Below are 18,409 nucleotides of genomic sequence, written 5' to 3' on the forward strand. Positions count from 1 at the left end.
TCCTGCAACAGGGTTATAGGTCTCAATGTGGTGGCATGAGCGCAGATTGTCAGGTGTTTGAGTGTGCAGGACCGGACAGTGACTGTTTGCTGGGGAACAGCAGGGGGAAAACTCGGAAATCCCGCACCTAGACCTGAGCGCAAAATTAGCCCAGACTTTTTAGCAATCCCGCGCCAAAGGCGCGGGTTTGCTGTTGGCGCAAAGGAGAAACGTGTGGAAGATGTCGTAACACAGGTGGGCGCATTTGGTCCGCTGATCATGAGCGCGATCAAAGCGTTGATCGTTCTGGTATTGGGTTGGATCGTCGCCGGAGCCATAAGTGGTCTGGTGCGGCGGCGGATCAACGCGACACCGCATATCGACCCGACTTTGGGGAATTTTGTTGCGAGCCTGGTGAAATGGGTGCTGTTGGCGATAGTCTTTGTCGCCGTACTGGGCATTTTCGGTATCGAGGCGACCAGCATTGTGGCCATTCTGGGTGCCGCATCTTTGGCCATCGGTTTGGCGCTGCAGGGAACACTCAGTGATTTAGCCGCAGGCGTGATGCTGGTCGTGTTCCGGCCTTATAAGTTGGGCCAGTATGTCGATATTGGTGGCACTGCAGGTACGGTGAAAGACCTGAACCTGTTCACGACCGAGCTTGTGACGCCGGATAACGTACAGATCATCGTGCCAAACGGTCAGGCTTGGGGTTCGGTGATCACAAACTACTCCGCCCATGACACGCGCCGGGTCGATCTGGTGTTCGGCATCGACTATGGCGACAGCGCGGATGAGGCGATGAACATCATTCAGGATGTGGCCAAGGCCGACAGTCGTATCATGGCTGATCCTGAGCCTTGGGTGCGGGTGACAAACCTTGGAGATAGCTCGGTTGATCTGACCGCTCGCCTGTGGTGTGCGGCGGCTGACTATTGGGATGTGAAGTTTGAACTTACCAAAGCGATCAAAGAAGCGTTTGACGCCAAGGGCGTATCCATCCCGTATCCGCATTCAGTGGAGATACACAAAGAGGCGTAAGCCTCCCGCCCGTCGCTCGGGCATTGAATTGCCCTCCTCCGGTTGGGCCGCGCACCGCGCCAAAGCGCGGTGTACTTTTTTTGTGTGACCGTTGGTTCAAAAACAATAGCGCCGCGCTTTTGGCGCGGTGCCAGGCCCAAGTCTGTAAAGCGTCCTTTGGAAAAGGACGCTTTCAGAGGCGGGAGTACTCTTAGTTCAGCAGAGTTGCCGGATCGACAGAGTCGATGTTGAGGGCAGTACCTACCGCTTCGTAAGTCAGCTTGCCGGCGTGGACGTTCAGGCCTGCCAGCAGGTGTGCGTCGTCCTTGCAGGCCTGCTTCCAGCCCTTGCTTGCCAGCGACAGCATGAACGGCATTGTTGCGTTGCCCAGTGCTATGGTCGAGGTCCGGGCAACCGCACCGGGCATGTTGGCGACGCAGTAGTGCATGATGCCGTCAACTTCGTAAACCGGATCGGCGTGGGTGGTGGCTTTCGAGGTTTCGAAGCAGCCGCCCTGATCGATCGCAACGTCTACCAGAGCCGCGCCGGGCTTCATGGTCGACAGTTGTGCGCGCGAGATCAGCTTCGGAGCTGCCGCACCCGGGATCAGAACCGCACCGATGACCAGATCGGCATCCTGGATCAGTTCAGCGGTGGCACCAGCTGTCGAATATTGGTTCTTGAACGTTCCGCCGAACACATCGTCCAGATAGCGCAGACGCGGCAACGAGCGGTCCAGCACGGTTACATCTGCGCCCATGCCCGCTGCGATCTTGGCAGCGTGGGTACCAACCACACCGCCACCAATGACGATCACCTTGGCAGGACCAACACCCGGAACGCCGCCCATCAGAACGCCACGGCCACCGTTGGCCTTCTGCAAAGTCCAGGACCCGACTTGCGGTGCCAAACGACCGGCAACTTCCGACATTGGGGCCAGCAGAGGCAGGCCGCCGTTCGCGTCGGTGACAGTCTCATAGGCGATCGCAGTACAGCCGGATTCCAGCAGGTCGTGGGTCTGGTCTGGGTCGGGTGCAAGGTGCAGATAGGTGAACAGCAACTGACCTTCGCGCAGCATTTTACGCTCGACCGCCTGAGGTTCCTTGACCTTGACGATCATGTCGACGGTGGCGAACACCTCTTCTGCAGTGTCGACGATGCGAGCTCCTGCCGCGACGTAGGCATCATTGTCAAAGCCCGAGCCCATCCCGGCACCCGTTTCGATGATGACTTCGTGACCACGGGCCACAGCCTCGCCAGCCGCGTTCGGGGTCATCCCGACGCGGAACTCCTGGGGTTTGATTTCCTTGGGGCAGCCGATTTTCATGTGAGACTCCATTCATAAACTGCCTAAATTATGGGCATTATGCTGTGCAATTTTTGTGAAACCCTGCTTGCCAAATGGTAGAATTGTAGGAAATTATCCGAAGATAGTTAAATACTACGCAATGGATGTGCGCCGATGATGATAGATGCGACCGATCGAAAGATTCTGGCAGCCCTTCAGCGCAAAGGCCGGATGTCTAATTCAGAGCTATCCGAACAGGCCAACCTGTCACCCTCGGCGTGCCACCGCCGTGTTCAACGGCTTGAGGCAGAAGGTTATATCAAAGATTACGTTGCATTGCTGGATGCACGTAAAATGAATGTGCCAACAACTGTGTTTGTCGAGATTACTTTGCAGGGACAAGCGGAAGAGGTGCTTGAATCCTTCGAAAAGGCAGTCGCCCGAATTCCCGATGTACTAGAATGTCATCTGATGGCCGGAACAGCGGATTATATTTTGAAGGTGGTTGCTGAAAATACCGAAGATTTCGCGCGGATACATCGGCAGTACCTTTCTCGCTTGCCCGGCGTGGCGCAGATGCAAAGCTCTTTTGCTTTGCGCACGGTTTTCAAAACGACGGCCCTGCCAGTTTGAACTCTTCCGCACCCGATGGCTGCGTTTCGTCCTGACCGCTTGTATCTGCCTTCAGACCGGTTCAAAATCTATAGTTCTGACCATAAGTGAAACATTGGCAATGCGCGCTGACATCCGATGGTTACACTGGCCCTGTATGGTCCGAACCCGAAGACGATAAGGAGCAGACCTTGGTTTACGAACATGACAGCACCCCTAAAGATTGGCTGGAAGCCGAACTGGAAGATTCGCTGGATGAAGATTTCGAGATCGAATTCAGCGAACCAATGCTTTCGGTCGAGGTGCGTAAGATCTACAAGGATCAGCATCCCGATATGCTGGATCGCAAGGTCTATTTTCGTAACCTTTTGCGTCTGCAGGCCGAACTTATCAGGGTACAGGATTGGGTGGTTCACACCGGGGCCAAGGTTTGCATCCTGTTCGAAGGCCGCGACAGTGCTGGCAAGGGTGGGGTGATCAAACGCATAACACAGCGCTTGAACCCGCGGGTCGCTCGCGTGGTCGCCTTGCCTGCGCCTAGCAGACGGGAACAAAGCCAGTGGTATTTTCAGCGCTATGTGCCCCATTTGCCTGCGGCGGGTGAGATCGTGTTCTTCGATCGGTCCTGGTACAACCGAGCGGGTGTGGAACGCGTGATGGGGTTTGCCAACGAAGATCAGGTTGAACAGTTTTTTCAGGACGTTCCCGAATTCGAGCGGATGCTGGTGCGGTCGGGGATTATTCTGCTTAAGTACTGGTTCTCGATTACAGACGAAGAACAGCAACTGCGATTCCTGATGCGCATTCACGACCCAATGAAGCAGTGGAAGCTGTCGCCCATGGATCTGGAATCCCGCATCCGGTGGGAGGCATACACCAAGGCCAAAGAGGATATGTTCTTTCGCACCAACATTTCCGAGGCGCCGTGGTATATCGTTGAAGGCAATGACAAAAAGCGCGAACGGCTTAATTGTATCGAGCACCTGCTAACCAAGATCCCTTATGAGGATGTGCCGCAAGAAAAGGTCAATTTGCCGGATCGGCGCTATAATCCCGAATACGAACGGCGCATTTTGCCGGATGAGCTACACGTGCCAAAGATTTATTGAATTGGCAGTCATGTGGTGCGGGAGAGCGATCCCCCGCACCTGAACGGTTTGATTAGCCCCAATCAAATCCGCAGTTCATTTCGAAAACGAACATGCCACACATGTCGTCATTCATGTCTTCGACTGTGGTTTCAACAGTTTCAATCATGTCGTCAGCGACGTCGGTGTCGAACACAAGATCGAAATCATCCATTTCCGGAGTCGTATCGGCCTGTTGCACCGGAGACCATTCGAACTGGTCAAAATGGGCCTGCAGTGCGTTAACAAACGCTTCGATCCCGGCAAGGAAAGCCTGAACGTCAAAGCAGTCCGCGCCTGGTTCACCATTGTCAACGACAACTTCAGGTGTTTCAGGCTCTGGTTCTTCGACCTCGGTGACATCGGTATCCGGCACTTCAGGTTCCGGGTCTTCAACTTCAGTCACATCGGTATCAGGCGTTTCCGGCTCTTCGGTTTCGGTGACGTCAGTTTCCGGAGTCTCCTCGACTTGGTCGTCGGTCTCAGTGACGTCAGTGTCCGGAGTTTCGTCCGTTGGTTCTTCGGTTTCGGTGACGTCCTCGTCCGGGGTCTCCTCAGCCGGTTCATCGGTTTCAGGAACTTCCGCCACCGGAGTTTCGTCAACTGGTTCCTCAGTCTCTGTGACGTCGGTATCCGGCACTTCAGGTTCGGTCGGAGTGGTAACTTCCTCTTCCGGTTCCGCAACCTCTTCAACCGGAGGGTTCACTGGCGGGGTGGTGCCGCCGTTATCAAGATCGACCTCGCCTTGTGTCGCAGCAAAGTTCTGCGTCACCATGACTGCATCGAACCCCTGCATGTCGCCTTCTTCGATCCCGATGCCGATATACTTAAAATCGGGGTTCAGAATGTTGGCTCGGTGGCCGGGGCTGTTCATCAGGTTCTGGTGCAATTGCGCGACATCATCGCTGATGCCCGGTGCGCCGCGCTCGGATTGCCAAGCGATGTTTTCTCCGGTGCGCCAGCTGCCGGACAGGTCAAACCCTGCGGCTTGCATCCGTTGGGTTGCAGATGAGCCTCCCTGCCCGGTGTGGCTGAACCGGTCGGTGTCAAGCATCCAGGTGCTGTGGTCCTCGGATGATTCATTCAGGTTGCGTTCAAGTTCTAGGGGATCAAGACCGCGGGATGTGCGCTCTTGGTTGATCAGCGCCAGCATTTCGCGCTCAACCGTACTTGCTGTCGACATCAGTGCCTCCGTTTTTGGTTATGTCTGAGTGGACGGCCTCACTTACAGACGATCAAAGAACGCTGAACAGGGTAGGTACGGGGTTGGGTGATTTTCGGCGGCAGAATGCAACCGAGCGGCGATTCGCTGCGCTGTAAAATGCCGACATAGGCGATTGCATCAAAATCGGCAGGTTGCCGCGAGGGTAAAGCCGGGAATGGGCGAGAATATCCGCCCTAAAAAACGACAAACCCCCGGGCGGGGCCTCGGGGGTCGTCAAATAGTGTCATCCAAAGCTGGACGAGTCGCGGTAGGCTCTTAGAGCAAACCTTCGCGCTGTGCTTTCTTACGTGCCAGTTTACGGGCACGGCGGATCGCTTCAGCTTTCTCGCGCGCTTTTTTCTCGGACGGTTTCTCGAAATGTTGCTTCAGCTTCATTTCACGGAACACGCCTTCGCGCTGCAGCTTTTTCTTCAGGGCACGAAGCGCCTGATCGACGTTATTGTCGCGAACACTAACCTGCATGTGGTTGTCACCACCTTTCTAGATAGAGTTGCAAGGAAATTGCAGGAAGTGGCCGTATAGCAAAGCGCGCCTAACTTGTCTAGTACTGGACCCGCAGCCTCGGAGAGCCGAAATGACCGCTACCTATGAAGATACCAAAGAACAACTTCTGAACGCGATTCTCGACCATGTGCCTTTTGACGGTTGGTCGGAAACAAGCTTTCGCGCAGCGATTTCCGATTGCGGTCTGGATGCCGGACTGGCCCGCGCCATCTGCCCGCGCGGCGCTGTCGATCTGGCACTGGCCTTCCATGCGCGCGGTGATGCGGCAATGCTGGATCGTATCAATACTGAGGATCTAAGCGGGCTGAAGTTTCGTGACAAGATCGCCGCCGCTGTCCGCTTTCGTTTACAGGCAGTCGAAGACAAAGAGGCCGTGCGCCGGGGTGTGACTCTATTCGCGCTGCCGATCTATGCCGCAGATGGGGCCAAGGCGGTCTGGGGCACCTGTGACCAGATCTGGACAGCGCTTGGCGATACTTCGGATGACGTGAACTGGTACACCAAACGTGCCACTCTGTCGGGCGTCTATTCTTCAACACTGTTGTATTGGCTGGGCGATGACAGTCCGGATTATCAGGCGACATGGGAATTCCTCGATCGCCGGATCGAGGGCGTGATGCAGTTCGAAAAGCTCAAGGCGCAGGTGAATGACAATCCGCTGCTGAAGCCGTTTCTGGCTGTGCCCAACTGGCTTGCGGGTCAGGTGAAGGCTCCGGTGAAGATGCCAGACAACTTGCCCGGTTCGCTGTCATCGGGGAAATAGTCGCAACGTTTCCACTTGTTGCTGGGCCTCTGCGCTACTGACTGCTAGGCAAGAGGCAAAGGAGATATGACCATGACCCAGACGATGCGCGCTGTTGAGATTACCGAAGCGGGTGGCCCGGACGTTCTGCAATTGACCGAACGCCCGATGCCGGAACCGGCGGAGGGTCAGGTGGTTCTGAAAGTAGCCTATGCCGGGGTGAACCGTCCTGATGCACTGCAACGGGCGGGGGCCTATGATCCGCCTCCGGGTGCGAGCGATCTGCCGGGTTTGGAAGCCTCAGGAGAGGTTGTCGCGATTGGCACGGGTGTTGAGGGGCTGGCGACTGGCGATCAGGTCTGCGCCCTGCTGCCAGGCGGCGGTTATGCCGAATATGTAGCCACTCCCGCCGCGCATTGCTTGCCTGTTCCTACGAGCATGGGTTTGAAAGAAGCTGCCTGCTTGCCAGAGACCTTCTTTACCGTCTGGTCCAATGTATTTACGCGGGGTGGCCTGAAAGCGGGGGAACGTTTTCTGGTCCATGGTGGTTCAAGCGGGATTGGCACGACCGCGATCCAGTTGGCCAATGCATTTGGCGCTCGGGTTTTTGCCACGGCCGGATCGGCTGAGAAATGTGCGGCTTGTGTCGAATTGGGGGCTGAGAAGGCGATCAATTATCGCGATGAAGACTTCGTGGCTGCGATGCGTGCGGAGGGTGGCGCAAACCTAATCCTCGATATGGTGGGCGGCGATTACATCCCGCGCAACGTCAAAGCGCTGGCCGAAGATGGTCGTTTGGTTCAAATCGCATTCCTGCAAGGTCCGGTGGTCGAACTGAACTTTGCGCTGATGATGGTCAAGCGTCTAACCCTGACCGGCAGTACTCTGCGTCCGCAAAGCGATCTGGCGAAGGCACGCATTGCGCAAGACTTGCGTGAAGCCGTCTGGCCCTTGCTTGAGGCCGGGAAGGTTGCGCCTGTGATGGATTCCGAATTCGATTTGGCTGAAGCCGCCGCTGCGCACGCGCGGATGGAAGGATCGGGCCATATCGGCAAGATCGTTCTTAAAGTCTCCGGCTAAGCTGACGCCGCGCGGTCAGGCGACCGCCCGGCGATACAGATGCCAAGTGGCGTGACCCAGAATGGGCATCACTACGATCAAGCCCAGCAGAATCGGTATGGCGCCCAATATCAGAAGCGTCGCCACGATCGCACCCCAAGTCAGGATCACGCCCGGGTTTTGACGCAAGACCCGAACCGAGGTCACCACGGCCACTGGAACGCCCACTTTGCGATCAAGCAGTAATGGAAAGCTGACCACGCTCAGCGCCAACGCGACCAGTGCGAACAGGAAGCCGATGGCGGTGCCGATGATGATCATGCTCCAGCCAGCTCCGGTGGTGAATACCTCGGTGATAAAGGCTGTTGCCGAGGCTGGGGGCTCTGGCCCAAGTGTCTGCGCGTAGATTCCTTGCGCTACCATCAGCCAGATCAACAACAGCATGACCAGATAAAAGCCCAGTGCCAATATCGCGCCGAAGGAAGGCGAGCGGAACACGCCAAACGCATCCAGCCAATGGACGTCTCCGCCCTGTTCCCGCTTGCGACTGATCTCATAAAGCCCAACCGCGGCGACAGGTCCGATCAGGGCAAAGCCCATGACCAGCGGGGCCAGCAAAGGCACCATGTCTTTGTTGAGCCCAATACCGAACATCAGCAGGCCTGCGATCGGATAGATCAGAACGATAAAGATCGCATCGGCTCGAGTTTCGAGAAAATCGTTATATCCGGCTTTCAGGCATTCGCGCAGATCCTGCAGGGTCAGCGTGTGCACTGTTGGCAGGGTGCGGACATCCGCGCTGCCGATTTCGGATACTGATTCCGACACATGATCGCTGGTCGCCCGCAGATTACGGGCGACCCAGGTAATTGGGTTACCGATTGTCTTGTCCATGTTCATCCCCTTCTCTGGCGTGGGTGCGCCGCGGGATGCATCCGGTACGGCAAATTCGTGTGACCGGATCAGCCGGCAACGTCTGCCCATTTACAACGTCCACCCGCATTATAGCACATATTGCAAAATCTTGCCCGAACATGCTTGAGGGATAACAAAGATTGCCCTGTCGAACAGGCATGTTAGCTTTGTTTCAACAGGCAACGGAGGGTATCATGCAGCAAACAGCGCGCACTGTCGTCATTCACGAACACGGCGGGCCAGAGGCCCTGCGGATTGAGGATCGTCCGCTTGGGGATCCGGGGCCGGGAGAAGTACGCATTCGCCACCATGCCTGCGGATTGAATTTCATTGATGTGTATCAGCGCACCGGTCTCTATCCGCTTGAATTGCCTCACGCATTGGGGATGGAGGCAGCCGGCGTGATTGAGGCTGTGGGCGAAGGTGTCACGCACCTTTCCACTGGCCAACGCGCGGCCTACGCTGCAGGCCCGTCCGGGGCCTATTCCGAAGCGCGTGTGATGCCTGCCGCACAGGTATGTCCGCTGCCCGAAAGTATCTCGTTCCGTACCGCTGCGGCCATGATGCTGAAAGGCATGACGGTCGAGTACCTGTTTCACCGCACAACGCCTTTGCGTCGGGGGGACACCGTTTTGTTTCACGCCGCCGCTGGAGGCGTCGGCCTGATTGCCTGCCAATGGGCGAAATCCGAAGGCATCAAGCTGATTGGCACCGCGGGAACGGACGAAAAATGTAGCCTGGCGCAGTTCAACGGCGCGTCGCATTGCATCAACTACCGAACAGAGAACTTTGTCGAGCGAGTCGCCGAGATCACTGGAGGCAAAGGGGTTGATGTAGTGATGGATTCCATCGGCGCAGACACGTTCGAAGGGTCGCTGGATTGCCTTAAACCCTTGGGTATGATGATTTCATTTGGCAATGCATCGGGACCAGTACCACCGGTTGACTTAGGCATGCTTGCGCAACGAGGATCTTTGAAGATCACCCGCCCAACCCTGTTCACCCATATCTCGGATCACGCTACTTGTCAGGCAATGGCGCGGCGTCTGTTTGGCAAAGTGGATGGGCGCGAGGTTAAGATCCACGTCGATCAGGAGTTTCCGCTGGATCAAGTTGCCGATGCACATCGCGCATTGGAAGCGCGTCAGACCACCGGCAGTACAATCCTGGTGCCCTAACAGGAGAGGCCCGGCAATGACTGCCGTACCCGTACATTTGTTTAGAACCGGTACGCGACACGCAACTGGAGCGTCGTGGCATCAACATCGACGCCCGATGAATTGAAATCATCAAACTCATGATACAAAAGTTCGCCGCCTACGCTGATGTTGGGGGCGACGATCTGTTCATAGCCAGCACCAATAAACCAGCCATTGTCGCTGCCCAGAGTGTTTGAGTCCGCGTCGGCATAACCAGCGGTTCCGTATAGCAGACCCTGTGGGTTCACCTTGTAGCCAGCGCGTGCTTTGATGCGCCAGACCTTCTCGACTGTGGCGGCGCTACCCAGGTCGATGTCGCTCCAGTCATAGTCAAAGCCACCGCCAAAAACCCAGTCGCCCAGATCATAGTCATATCCAAGGATGATACCGCCAATCGCACCATCCCCGTCTACGCCTGAGATGTTGGTGTCGATATCCGCATAGCCGATCTGTGCACCGCCGTAAAAGCCGGTCCAGCTGCCCGAGGATTGTGCCATCGCTGAACCCGCCGCTAGCGTCACGACAGAGGTGAAAAGTGCAAGTTTACCCGTCATCTTCTGTTTCCTTTCGCTCGAGATCTGCTGACCGGTCATCGGTTGGCAGCCTTATGCCTGGCACTACGAACCAGCCCAAAAGCCGGATCAGTGATGCTTTATCTATTCCGAACCATCCTGGTGGCTAGCCGGTGTCCCCGGCGCGGGCCCAATTGATCTGGGCGCTTGTCTTTGATTCTAAATAGGCCGCGGCACGGCGCCTTCAAACGAAGATCGGCGGCAGATACGATCTGCCGCCGATATACAAAGGTCTTGTCAGCGAATTATTGCTGCAGTTCAGCCGGGTCTTTGTCGGCGATGTCTTCCCAGTTTGCGCTGGCTTGCTCAACAAAGCCCGGAATGTCGCCTTCCCAACGCTCCTGAATGTCCTGAGACAGGTTCAGGTACAGCTTGTTGTCGACGATTTTCCAGTAGTTAGGGTCACCATCGAACTTGAAGCCCATTGCGGTGCCAAATGCGCAGTAGCCACCGTAAGCGGGCAGGTATGCCTCAGGGTTGGCTTCAAAGGCGGCTTTGTTCTCTTCCGATGCGAAACGGTACAGCGCGTCGTTGTGCAGGGTGGAAATGCGGTAGTCGCCCTTGGTGGCTTCACCAACGGTGAAATAGGCAACTGGGTCATAGCCCTGCATTGCCAAGCCGGTTGAGCTTGCATTGATTTCAACACCTGCCGCCATGGCCGAGCTTGCAATGGCAACAGACAGCGCGACTCCGCTGATTATGGATTTGAACTTGTTCATGACTTCACCTTTCGTGAATAGGCTCGCTTAAGAGCACGGTAATTTTGCCCGGGCGATCCGGATTTGATTGTCGCGACGCCGGTAATTGGCCGTCACAAAATCCCAGTTGGGGAATGGTCTGTTCACGTTCAAAGCAATCAATTGTGATTGTGCGGTCACAAAGACCTGTTGTTCATTCCTGCACGTCAGGCACGAGCGCCAGAACAAAGGCAACCACTTTCTCAGCGGGCATCTCACAGGGGCGCAGCAGCGCACCGCTCTTGCGGGTGAGATAAAGGTTTAAGCTGATATAGTCCGGTCCGCCCAGTTGATAGGCCACGAGCTTGTGTGATTTCCCACCTGCCATGATCTGATGCGAAACCAAATATCTACGCGGGCCAGCGGCCCCCGTGAATGTGCCGATGGGCAGATCATCGATCGCCTTCAGGAAAGCGATGGACGCCGTCACGATTTTCCGATTTTTGGCTCGGTGCCCGCCTTAATCCGCGCGAGGTTGGCGCTGTGCCGCCAGTAGACCAGTAATGTCAGAGCAATCCCGAGGAAAAACGTACTGCCATCAGTCAGGACCATAATCCATGTTGTGGACAGAGCGGCGGCGGCCAGCGCCCCAACAGAAGAAATGCGCCAGATCAGCGCCGCAACCAGCCATGTCAAACAACAGGCGACACCCACGCGCCAGTCAAGCGCGAGCCAAAGGCCCAGAAAGGTTGCTACGCCTTTGCCGCCTTTGAAGCCCAGCCAGACCGGGAAGCAATGACCAAGAAATGCGGCAAGCGCTGCGATTTGCGCAGCATCTTCACCGGCCAATACGCGCGCCAGCAAAACGGCAGCGGCGCCTTTGGCCGCATCAAACAGCAATGTCAGCGCCGCCGCTCCCTTGTTCCCGGTGCGCAGGACGTTGGTTGCCCCGATATTGCCCGACCCGATTTGCCGCAGGTTTCCCAGACCCATCACGCGCGCGACGATCATGCCAAATGGTATGGACCCAAGCAGGTATCCTAACGCGGCCCACAGGATGAGCTGAGTCATTGTGCTATCGATCAAGGGCATCAGGCTCTCCGGTACACTTCTTGTCCAGCGACATAGGTTGCGGTGACCTTACCCTGCATCCGCTGGCCGTCAAACGGTGTGTTCTGCGATTTCGATTTCAGCGTAAAGCGGTCCAGAACAAAGGGAACATCCGGGTCGAACAGGACCAGATCAGCGGGCGCGCCTTGGGATAGGCGACCACTCTCCAAGCTCAGCCGTTTGGCCGGGTTCAGGGCCATGGCGCGGAACAGGGTCGGCAAGTCCAGCTGTTCGGAATGGTATAGGCGCAGCGCCGCAGGCAGCAGCGTTTCCAGCGCCACCGCGCCCGAGGCCGCCTCTTCAAACGGTAGGCGCTTGCTTTCCTCATCCTGCGGGGTGTGCATGGAGCTGATCGTGTCTATCAGACCGGTTCGCACTGCTTCGATCACGGCTTGCCGGTCATCTTCGGATCGCAGTGGGGGCTTGATTTTGAAGAAGGTGCGATAATCGGACACGTCCAATTCGTTCAGTGTCAAATGGTGGATCGACGTGCCTGCCGTGATGTCCAGCCCGTTGCGCTTGGCGCGTTTCAGTGCGGGCAGGGCGCGGGCCGTGGTGATCTGATCGGCGTGATAGGCGGCTCCGGTCATTTCAAGCAAGGCGATGTCACGATCCAGTCCCATCCGCTCAGCCATAGGCGATACGGCGGGCAAGCCTCGCAGAGCGGCGAACTTGCCGCTGGTGGCTGCAGTCCCAGCGCTGAGCCCCGGCTCCTGCGGATGCGCAAGGACCAGTGCGCCGCAGGACTTAGTGTAAGTCAGAGCACGAGAAAACACCTTGGTGTTGGTCACGACATGATCGCAATCGGTAAACGCCACGGCGCCTGCGTCCTGCAGGAACCCGATCTCGGTCATCTCACGCCCTTTGCGTCCTTTGGTCAGGGCGGCCATCGGCAGGACGTTGACCGGAGCGTCCGCTTGCGCGCGGCGGGTGGCAAACTCCAGCGTCTCGGGTGTGTCGACGGCAGGTAGGGTATCAGGGCGCGTGACGATGGTTGTCACACCCCCTGCGGCTGCTGCAAGACCTGCAGATTTATAGCTTTCCTTGTGCCGTTCACCGGGCTCGCACACCTTGACGCCAATGTCGACAATGCCGGGGGCAAGGCATTGCCCACCGCAATCGACCACCTGAGTGTCAGCGTCTGGGGCCGCGCCTTCACCAAGCGCCGCGATCCGACCGTCGGCAACCTTCAGCCAGCCGATGCTATCTGTGTCCGCTTCGGGGTTGATCAGGCGGGCATTGGTGAAAATCAGATTGCTCATGCCATGGCCCTTTCGATCGCGGCTTTGGTGGCGGCGGGGTCCGCCTGGTATTTGATAAGGTGTTTGTCGCCGCCTTTGGTGACGATCTGGACAAAGCTGCCAATCGTGTTGACCGCCTGAATCTGGTTCAGCGCCACCTTGCGCGAACCGGGACCGGTCAGAGTGGCGTCTGTCATTTCCCACGTGGCGACCAGTTCTTCCGAGGCCAAATACCACGCGCGGATCCCGATGGCAGCCAACCCGGCAGGCGCGCCGGTCCAGACGTAGGGATTGCCGATCAACCATAGCACGACCATCGCGACCGCCATTGCAAAGGCGGCGAGCCATGCATTGGTGCGGACATAAGCGCCCTTGTCCGAGGAGAATGTCACAGGATCAGCCACAAGGCACCTCCGATGGCGATCAGAATCAGCAAGGCAATGACCGCTGATCCGATGCGGCTTGGATTGGTATCCGCTGGCGGGCTTTGCGGGGCCGAGTATGGCTTTGCGCTTTCCGTCTCGATCACGTCGCCGGTCCAGTTCGTGGCCTCTTCTGTGAACAGGCCAATCAGATGCAGGCGTGGATCGGGTGAAAGGGTTACTGATCGATCGCCGAAAGCCGCGCTGCGCAGGACCATCACCCAGCCTTCGATGGCCTCCAATTTCGTGCGGTCTAACTGGTCTACCGAGACACCGCAGCCTTCGCTGAGATAGCCATAAAGCCCAAGGTCTTCGAGGTCGGATACCGGAAAAATGTCGATCTGTGCGCGGTCCAGCCCTTCGACACCAAGTACCTGATCAACAGCCCCCGGTTCGCGCAGGAATTTCGCTTCTTCCGGGCGCATATCCAGCGAGAACAGGCGGATCACGCCGCGCTCATGGGGGGTGATGATCAGATCGTTCATGCGGCTTCTCGCACGTTGCGCGCCAGCAGGTCCATGGCGGCCATGCGGACGGCAACGCCCATCTCGACCTGTTCCTGAATGACGGACCGGTTGATGTCATCGGCCAGAGTGCCATCGATCTCGACCCCTCGGTTCATGGGGCCGGGGTGCATGACGATGGCGTCGGACTTTGCAAGCGCGAGTTTCGCGGCATCCAGCCCATAGCGGTGGTAGTATTCGCGCTCTGAGGGGATGAAACCGCCGTCCATGCGTTCTTTCTGAAGGCGCAGCATCATGACTACGTCGACGTCTTTCAGGCCTTCGTTCATGTCGTCATAGATTTCGGCCCCGAATTCGGCGAACTGAGACGGTACCAGCGTCGGCGGGCCGATCAGGCGGATACGGTTTTCCATCTTGCCCAGCAGGATCAGGTTCGACCGTGCGACGCGCGAATGCGCCACGTCTCCGCAGATCGCAATGTTCAGCCGGTGCAGACGGCCCTTGGCCCGGCGGATGGTCAGCGCGTCCAGAAGGGCCTGTGTCGGGTGCTCATGCCGCCCGTCGCCCGCGTTCAACACGGCGCAGTTTACCTTCTGCGCCAGCAGGTCCACCGCGCCGGAATGAGGATGCCGTACTACAAGCAGATCGGGATGCATCGCGTTCAACGTCATCGCCGTATCGATCAGTGTCTCACCCTTTTTGATCGAACTGGCCTGCATAGCCATGTTCATCACGTCAGCCCCCAACCGCTTGCCCGCCAGTTCAAAACTGGCCTGCGTGCGGGTTGAGTTCTCGAAGAACATGTTGATCTGGGTCAGGCCTGACAGCACATCGGAATGCTTCGTCGATTGCCGGTTCAGATCGACATAGGTTTCGGCCAGATCGAGGATAGCGGTGATATCGGATTGCGACAGATGCTCGATGCCAAGAAGGTGACGATGGGCGAAACGCATTGGGCGGGCTCCTGTCTGACAATCGGACCGCTTATAGGAAGCCATGCAGGCCAAGGCAACCTAAGGTTCCGACCCTTCAAGCAGTTTCTCGCATCCGCCTTCGGGCAGGCATTGTTCGCCGGGTTTGCACCACTTGCCATAGCCGCAATCGATAGCCTTGATCGGCACGCAGCCCTGATGAGCCGAGCATTTAAAGCCGGGTCGGCATTGCGAACCGGTTTCTTCACACAGAAACCAGCCGGGGCGTGAGCATCCGCCGCCCGGCAAGCAGGATGAGCCGGCTCCGCAGGTCCGGCCATCCGAGCAGGTTGTGGATGGAGTTGGGATCAAATCCGGTCTGCTGCGCTCGCATTCCCCGCGCCCGTTGCAGAAGCTGCCACCTGGGCAATCCAGACGCGAGGTGCACTTGTTCGCCCCCGCCGGGGCGCAACGGGTTCCTCCTGCCACGCAGCGCTCGAACGGGCCGCAGGTGCGTCCGCCTCCACAATAGGTGTGCCCGGGCGGGATACAGCGGCCATCAAAGCTGCAGCGCTGGCCTGCGGGGCAGCAACTGCGTCCGCATTGCAGCTGTCCGGGGCGGCATTGAGTATTCCGGTCAAACAGCTGTGCGCTCGCCGAACCGCCAGAGGTTGCCAGCAAAAGAGCAATCAGAAGGAATCGCAGAAATGACAGCATGACCCTGCCATGGTCGGTGCGACCCTGTGCCATGGCAAGGTCTATTCGCTTTCCCTCGGTCAAAAGCTGGTTAGATTGAGGGTTATGGAATCGGGCTTGGACCATCATACCGCGCGGGCGCTGCTGGAATGGCAGATCGAGCTGGGCGCAACCGAAGCGATCGGCGATGCGCCGGTGGATCGTTATGCGTTGCCGGACAAGGTGTCCAAGGCGAAGAAACCCGCTGCGGCTGAACCTGCGAAAAAGCCTGAACCCGTCGATGCCGCAGCTGTTGCGAAACAGGCGGCAAAGACCGCCGGATCGCTCGTCGATTTGCGTGCGGCGATGGAGGCGTTTGATCTTTGCGACCTCAAACGCGGCGCGCGACAATTAGTGTTTGCCGACGGCACACCGGGCGCACGGGTAATGATCATCGGCGAGGCGCCCGGCCGTGATGAGGATCGCGAAGGCAAGCCCTTTGTCGGGCGCGCTGGGCAATTGCTGGACCGGATGCTGGCCGCGATTGATCTGGATCGGCGCGAGAATGTCTACATTACCAACGTGCTGCCGTGGCGCCCTCCGCAAAACCGCGATCCCAAGCCGGAAGAAATAGGCATGATGAAGCCGTTTCTGGAACAGCATGTGGCCTTGGCCAAACCCGAGGTTCTGGTGGTGATGGGCAATATCAGCTGTCAGGCCGTGCTGGGCAAACGAGGTATCACACGGCTGCGCGGGAAATGGGATCAGGCGCTGAACCTGCCGGTCATCCCGATGTTCCACCCGGCCTACCTGCTGCGTCAACCGCAGATGAAGCGACAGGCCTGGGCCGATCTGCTGGACCTGCAAGCGCGGCTGAGGGGCGGGTCATGAGGGTGCTGGCGTTCTCTGACCTGCACATGGCGCGCAACCGCGCCTCCGACTTGGTGGCCGCCAGTGCCGAGGCTGACCTGGTCATTGGGGCCGGCGACTTTTGCAACGCGCGGCGGGGATTAGATGAAGCGATGCAGATGCTTTCGGGCATTGCGGCTCCGCTGGTTCTGGTGCCGGGCAATGCGGAAAGCGCCGAGGAACTGACAGAAACCGCGCCTGATGGTGCGCATGTTCTGCACGGGACAGGCATGACACTTGACGGTCTGCGCCTGTTTGGGCTGGGCTATGGCGTGCCGGTCACACCTTTTGGCGATTGGTCTTGCGACCTGACCGAGCCTGAGGCCGCAGAACTGCTGGATCGGTGCGAGGCCGCAGATATCCTGATCGTGCATTCTCCACCCAAAGGGCATGGCGATACTACCTCGCAAGGCCAATCGGTTGGCTCAGTCGCCGTTCGAGACGCAGTCGAACGGCTTCAACCCAAATTAGTCTTTTGCGGGCATATCCATGACAGCTGGGGTTACCGAGGCACCATCGGCCGTACACAGATAGCCAATCTGGGGCCCAAAGTGCATTGGTTCGAGGTGAGTTTATGATCGACACGGTAACGCTGCTGGCTTTTATCCCGGCAGCGCTGGCGCTGAATTTCACACCCGGCGCGGATATGATGTTCTGTTTTGGTCAAGGCCTGCGCGCAGGTCCGCGCCCTGCGATTGCCGCAAGTGCCGGGGTCTCTGCAGGCGGTATGGTGCACGTTCTGATTGCCGGTCTCGGCCTTGGCGCGGCGGTCGCAACTTTGCCGTGGCTGTTCGATGTGATCCGCTGGGCCGGAGTGGGTTATCTGCTTTTTCTCGCATGGGGTGCGATCAAGAATGGTGCAGTCGCCGCCGACGCACCGAACAGACCCACCCGTTACGCGTTTCGGGACGGGATGCTAGTCAACCTGACCAATCCCAAAGTCATTCTGTTCGTGCTCGCCTTCATCCCGCAATTTATCGATCCAGGGAAGGGTTCGGTATTGGCGCAGTTCCTGATCTATGGCGCAATTCTTGGTGTCGGCGGGTTTGTAGTGAATGGGCTGGTCGGCATTTTTGCTGGCGGCGCAGGTCGGATGCTAATCGGCAATCCGCGTGCCTCGCGTATTCTAGGTTGGGTGTCAGGGGGGATCTTCACCGCTTTGGCCCTCCGGCTTGCTATTATGGAAAGGGCCTGACACCGCATGTCACGCATTGACGAAAGCAAGAAGTTCATTCCCGTCCGGATCGCTGTCCTGACTGTTTCTGACACGCGGTCTCTGGACGAGGATCGCTCGGGCCAGACGTTGGTGGATCGGATCGAAAAAGCGGGCCACTCAGTGGCGGATCGCAGGATTATACAAGATGAGCGCGCTGAGATAGCAAAACAATTGCGTGCTTGGATCGCTGATCCCGAGATCGACGTTGTGATCTCGACCGGCGGCACAGGTCTGACGGGTCGCGATGTGACAGTCGAGGCACATCGGGATGTTTATGAAAAAGAGATTGAGGCGTTTGGCACCGTGTTCACCATCGTGTCTATGGAAAAGATAGGTACTTCTGCCGTGCAGTCCCGCGCCACAGGCGGTGTGGCGGGCGGAACCTATCTGTTTGCGCTGCCGGGCAGCCCGGGCGCGTGTAAAGACGCGTGGGATGCGATTTTGGAGAAACAGTTCGATTATCGCCACCGCCCCTGCAATTTCGTGGAAATAATGCCCAGATTGGACGAACATCTGCGACGGAAGTAGACTGGTCCTGCGTT

Annotated in this window: 22 protein-coding genes; 10 read left to right on the top strand and 12 right to left on the bottom strand. The window is 57.8% G+C overall.

Features of this window, described 5'->3' with window-relative positions:
• Positions 1–213: 213 nt before the first annotated feature.
• Entirely contained in the window at positions 214–1,020 is an 807-nt protein-coding gene (locus tag G7G_RS0121785; protein ID WP_010443597.1) for a mechanosensitive ion channel family protein, read from the top strand.
• A gap of 190 nt (positions 1,021–1,210) precedes the next feature.
• Here G7G_RS0121785 and ald read toward each other — a convergent pair whose 3' ends face one another.
• A complete protein-coding gene (gene ald / locus G7G_RS0121790; protein WP_010443598.1) occupies positions 1,211–2,326 on the bottom strand; it encodes an alanine dehydrogenase in 1,116 nt (371 codons plus the stop codon).
• A 135-nt stretch (positions 2,327–2,461) separates the two neighbouring features.
• On the opposite strand from ald, the gene G7G_RS0121795 reads away from it, so the two are divergent.
• Together G7G_RS0121795 and ppk2 are read left to right on the top strand one after the other, a co-directional pair.
• The gene (locus tag G7G_RS0121795; protein WP_010443599.1) at positions 2,462–2,920 is read left to right on the top strand and encodes an Lrp/AsnC family transcriptional regulator; all 459 of its coding nucleotides are present in this window, start codon (positions 2,462–2,464) and stop codon (positions 2,918–2,920) included.
• 170 nt (positions 2,921–3,090) lie between these two features.
• Positions 3,091–4,008, top strand: coding sequence for a polyphosphate kinase 2 (gene ppk2, locus G7G_RS0121800; protein ID WP_029622264.1), 918 nt, complete (start codon positions 3,091–3,093; stop codon positions 4,006–4,008).
• Between the two features lie 52 nt (positions 4,009–4,060).
• On the opposite strand, the gene G7G_RS0121805 is transcribed toward ppk2, so the two are convergent.
• Positions 4,061–5,209, bottom strand: coding sequence for a CAP domain-containing protein (locus G7G_RS0121805; RefSeq protein WP_010443601.1), 1,149 nt, complete (start codon positions 5,207–5,209; stop codon positions 4,061–4,063).
• A 297-nt stretch (positions 5,210–5,506) separates the two neighbouring features.
• Positions 5,507–5,713, bottom strand: a complete 207-nt coding sequence (gene rpsU / locus G7G_RS0121810; protein ID WP_005614280.1) for a 30S ribosomal protein S21 — start codon at positions 5,711–5,713, stop codon at positions 5,507–5,509.
• 112 nt (positions 5,714–5,825) lie between these two features.
• Here rpsU and G7G_RS0121815 point away from each other — a divergent pair, with 112 nt between their 5' ends.
• Entirely contained in the window at positions 5,826–6,518 is a 693-nt protein-coding gene (locus G7G_RS0121815) for a COQ9 family protein (RefSeq protein WP_010443602.1), read from the top strand.
• Between the two features lie 72 nt (positions 6,519–6,590).
• Entirely contained in the window at positions 6,591–7,577 is a 987-nt protein-coding gene (locus G7G_RS0121820) for an NAD(P)H-quinone oxidoreductase (RefSeq protein WP_010443603.1), read from the top strand.
• Between the two features lie 15 nt (positions 7,578–7,592).
• Here the strand turns inward: G7G_RS0121820 and G7G_RS0121825 are convergent, their stop codons facing one another.
• Positions 7,593–8,450: a DUF2189 domain-containing protein gene (locus G7G_RS0121825; RefSeq protein WP_029622266.1), complete on the bottom strand. Its 858-nt coding sequence runs from the start codon at positions 8,448–8,450 to the stop codon at positions 7,593–7,595.
• A 215-nt stretch (positions 8,451–8,665) separates the two neighbouring features.
• On the opposite strand from G7G_RS0121825, the gene G7G_RS0121830 reads away from it, so the two are divergent.
• A complete protein-coding gene (locus tag G7G_RS0121830) occupies positions 8,666–9,649 on the top strand; it encodes a quinone oxidoreductase family protein (protein ID WP_010443605.1) in 984 nt (327 codons plus the stop codon).
• A 41-nt stretch (positions 9,650–9,690) separates the two neighbouring features.
• Here the strand turns inward: G7G_RS0121830 and G7G_RS0121835 are convergent, their stop codons facing one another.
• The 8 genes from G7G_RS0121835 to G7G_RS0121870 all read right to left on the bottom strand — a co-directional run bounded on the left by G7G_RS0121835 (position 9,691) and on the right by G7G_RS0121870 (position 15,109).
• On the bottom strand, positions 9,691–10,224 hold the full coding sequence (locus G7G_RS0121835; RefSeq protein WP_037322129.1) for an outer membrane protein: 534 nt from the start codon (positions 10,222–10,224) through the stop codon (positions 9,691–9,693).
• A 263-nt stretch (positions 10,225–10,487) separates the two neighbouring features.
• A complete protein-coding gene (locus G7G_RS0121840) occupies positions 10,488–10,961 on the bottom strand; it encodes a YHS domain-containing (seleno)protein (RefSeq protein WP_010443607.1) in 474 nt (157 codons plus the stop codon).
• A gap of 172 nt (positions 10,962–11,133) precedes the next feature.
• Positions 11,134–11,409 (bottom strand): hypothetical protein, encoded by a 276-nt coding sequence (locus tag G7G_RS0121845; protein WP_010443608.1) that lies wholly within the window; start codon positions 11,407–11,409, stop codon positions 11,134–11,136.
• Entirely contained in the window at positions 11,406–12,011 is a 606-nt protein-coding gene (gene plsY, locus G7G_RS0121850; RefSeq protein ID WP_010443609.1) for a glycerol-3-phosphate 1-O-acyltransferase PlsY, read from the bottom strand. Before plsY ends, G7G_RS0121845 begins: the two co-directional genes overlap by 4 nt.
• Entirely contained in the window at positions 12,011–13,291 is a 1,281-nt protein-coding gene (pyrC, locus tag G7G_RS0121855; protein ID WP_010443610.1) for a dihydroorotase, read from the bottom strand. The genes plsY and pyrC overlap by 1 nt, the downstream gene beginning before the upstream one ends.
• On the bottom strand, positions 13,288–13,674 hold the full coding sequence (locus tag G7G_RS0121860) for a hypothetical protein (protein ID WP_010443611.1): 387 nt from the start codon (positions 13,672–13,674) through the stop codon (positions 13,288–13,290). The genes pyrC and G7G_RS0121860 overlap by 4 nt, the downstream gene beginning before the upstream one ends.
• The gene (locus G7G_RS0121865) at positions 13,659–14,177 is read right to left on the bottom strand and encodes a hypothetical protein (RefSeq protein ID WP_010443612.1); all 519 of its coding nucleotides are present in this window, start codon (positions 14,175–14,177) and stop codon (positions 13,659–13,661) included. Before G7G_RS0121865 ends, G7G_RS0121860 begins: the two co-directional genes overlap by 16 nt.
• Positions 14,174–15,109 carry an aspartate carbamoyltransferase catalytic subunit gene (locus G7G_RS0121870; RefSeq protein ID WP_010443613.1) on the bottom strand — a complete coding sequence of 312 codons (936 nt, stop codon included), beginning with the start codon at positions 15,107–15,109 and terminating at the stop codon, positions 14,174–14,176. Before G7G_RS0121870 ends, G7G_RS0121865 begins: the two co-directional genes overlap by 4 nt.
• A gap of 759 nt (positions 15,110–15,868) precedes the next feature.
• Here G7G_RS0121870 and G7G_RS0121880 point away from each other — a divergent pair.
• Genes G7G_RS0121880 through moaB form a run of 4 tightly spaced genes read left to right on the top strand, consistent with a single transcriptional unit; the run spans position 15,869 to position 18,395 of the window.
• Positions 15,869–16,633: a uracil-DNA glycosylase gene (locus G7G_RS0121880; protein WP_010443615.1), complete on the top strand. Its 765-nt coding sequence runs from the start codon at positions 15,869–15,871 to the stop codon at positions 16,631–16,633.
• A complete protein-coding gene (locus G7G_RS0121885; RefSeq protein WP_010443616.1) occupies positions 16,630–17,229 on the top strand; it encodes a metallophosphoesterase family protein in 600 nt (199 codons plus the stop codon). The genes G7G_RS0121880 and G7G_RS0121885 overlap by 4 nt, the downstream gene beginning before the upstream one ends.
• Entirely contained in the window at positions 17,226–17,846 is a 621-nt protein-coding gene (locus G7G_RS0121890; RefSeq protein WP_010443617.1) for a LysE family translocator, read from the top strand. Before G7G_RS0121885 ends, G7G_RS0121890 begins: the two co-directional genes overlap by 4 nt.
• A gap of 6 nt (positions 17,847–17,852) precedes the next feature.
• Positions 17,853–18,395: a molybdenum cofactor biosynthesis protein B gene (gene moaB, locus G7G_RS0121895; protein ID WP_010443618.1), complete on the top strand. Its 543-nt coding sequence runs from the start codon at positions 17,853–17,855 to the stop codon at positions 18,393–18,395.
• Positions 18,396–18,409 lie beyond the last annotated feature (14 nt).

The organism is Ruegeria conchae (assembly GCF_000192475.1).
GTDB lineage: Bacteria > Pseudomonadota > Alphaproteobacteria > Rhodobacterales > Rhodobacteraceae > Ruegeria > Ruegeria conchae.

Coding starts and splice junctions, on each gene's coding strand:
- ald (WP_010443598.1), bottom strand. CDS start 2,326: ATGAAAATCGGCTGCCCCAAGGAAATCAAACCCCAGGAGTTCCGCGTC.
- G7G_RS0121795 (WP_010443599.1), top strand. CDS start 2,462: ATGATGATAGATGCGACCGATCGAAAGATTCTGGCAGCCCTTCAGCGC.
- G7G_RS0121805 (WP_010443601.1), bottom strand. CDS start 5,209: ATGTCGACAGCAAGTACGGTTGAGCGCGAAATGCTGGCGCTGATCAAC.
- rpsU (WP_005614280.1), bottom strand. CDS start 5,713: ATGCAGGTTAGTGTTCGCGACAATAACGTCGATCAGGCGCTTCGTGCC.
- G7G_RS0121815 (WP_010443602.1), top strand. CDS start 5,826: ATGACCGCTACCTATGAAGATACCAAAGAACAACTTCTGAACGCGATT.
- G7G_RS0121820 (WP_010443603.1), top strand. CDS start 6,591: ATGACCCAGACGATGCGCGCTGTTGAGATTACCGAAGCGGGTGGCCCG.
- G7G_RS0121825 (WP_029622266.1), bottom strand. CDS start 8,450: ATGGACAAGACAATCGGTAACCCAATTACCTGGGTCGCCCGTAATCTG.
- G7G_RS0121830 (WP_010443605.1), top strand. CDS start 8,666: ATGCAGCAAACAGCGCGCACTGTCGTCATTCACGAACACGGCGGGCCA.
- G7G_RS0121835 (WP_037322129.1), bottom strand. CDS start 10,224: ATGACGGGTAAACTTGCACTTTTCACCTCTGTCGTGACGCTAGCGGCG.
- G7G_RS0121840 (WP_010443607.1), bottom strand. CDS start 10,961: ATGAACAAGTTCAAATCCATAATCAGCGGAGTCGCGCTGTCTGTTGCC.
- plsY (WP_010443609.1), bottom strand. CDS start 12,011: ATGCCCTTGATCGATAGCACAATGACTCAGCTCATCCTGTGGGCCGCG.
- pyrC (WP_010443610.1), bottom strand. CDS start 13,291: ATGAGCAATCTGATTTTCACCAATGCCCGCCTGATCAACCCCGAAGCG.
- G7G_RS0121865 (WP_010443612.1), bottom strand. CDS start 14,177: ATGAACGATCTGATCATCACCCCCCATGAGCGCGGCGTGATCCGCCTG.
- G7G_RS0121870 (WP_010443613.1), bottom strand. CDS start 15,109: ATGCGTTTCGCCCATCGTCACCTTCTTGGCATCGAGCATCTGTCGCAA.
- G7G_RS0121880 (WP_010443615.1), top strand. CDS start 15,869: ATGGAATCGGGCTTGGACCATCATACCGCGCGGGCGCTGCTGGAATGG.
- G7G_RS0121885 (WP_010443616.1), top strand. CDS start 16,630: ATGAGGGTGCTGGCGTTCTCTGACCTGCACATGGCGCGCAACCGCGCC.
- G7G_RS0121890 (WP_010443617.1), top strand. CDS start 17,226: ATGATCGACACGGTAACGCTGCTGGCTTTTATCCCGGCAGCGCTGGCG.
- moaB (WP_010443618.1), top strand. CDS start 17,853: ATGTCACGCATTGACGAAAGCAAGAAGTTCATTCCCGTCCGGATCGCT.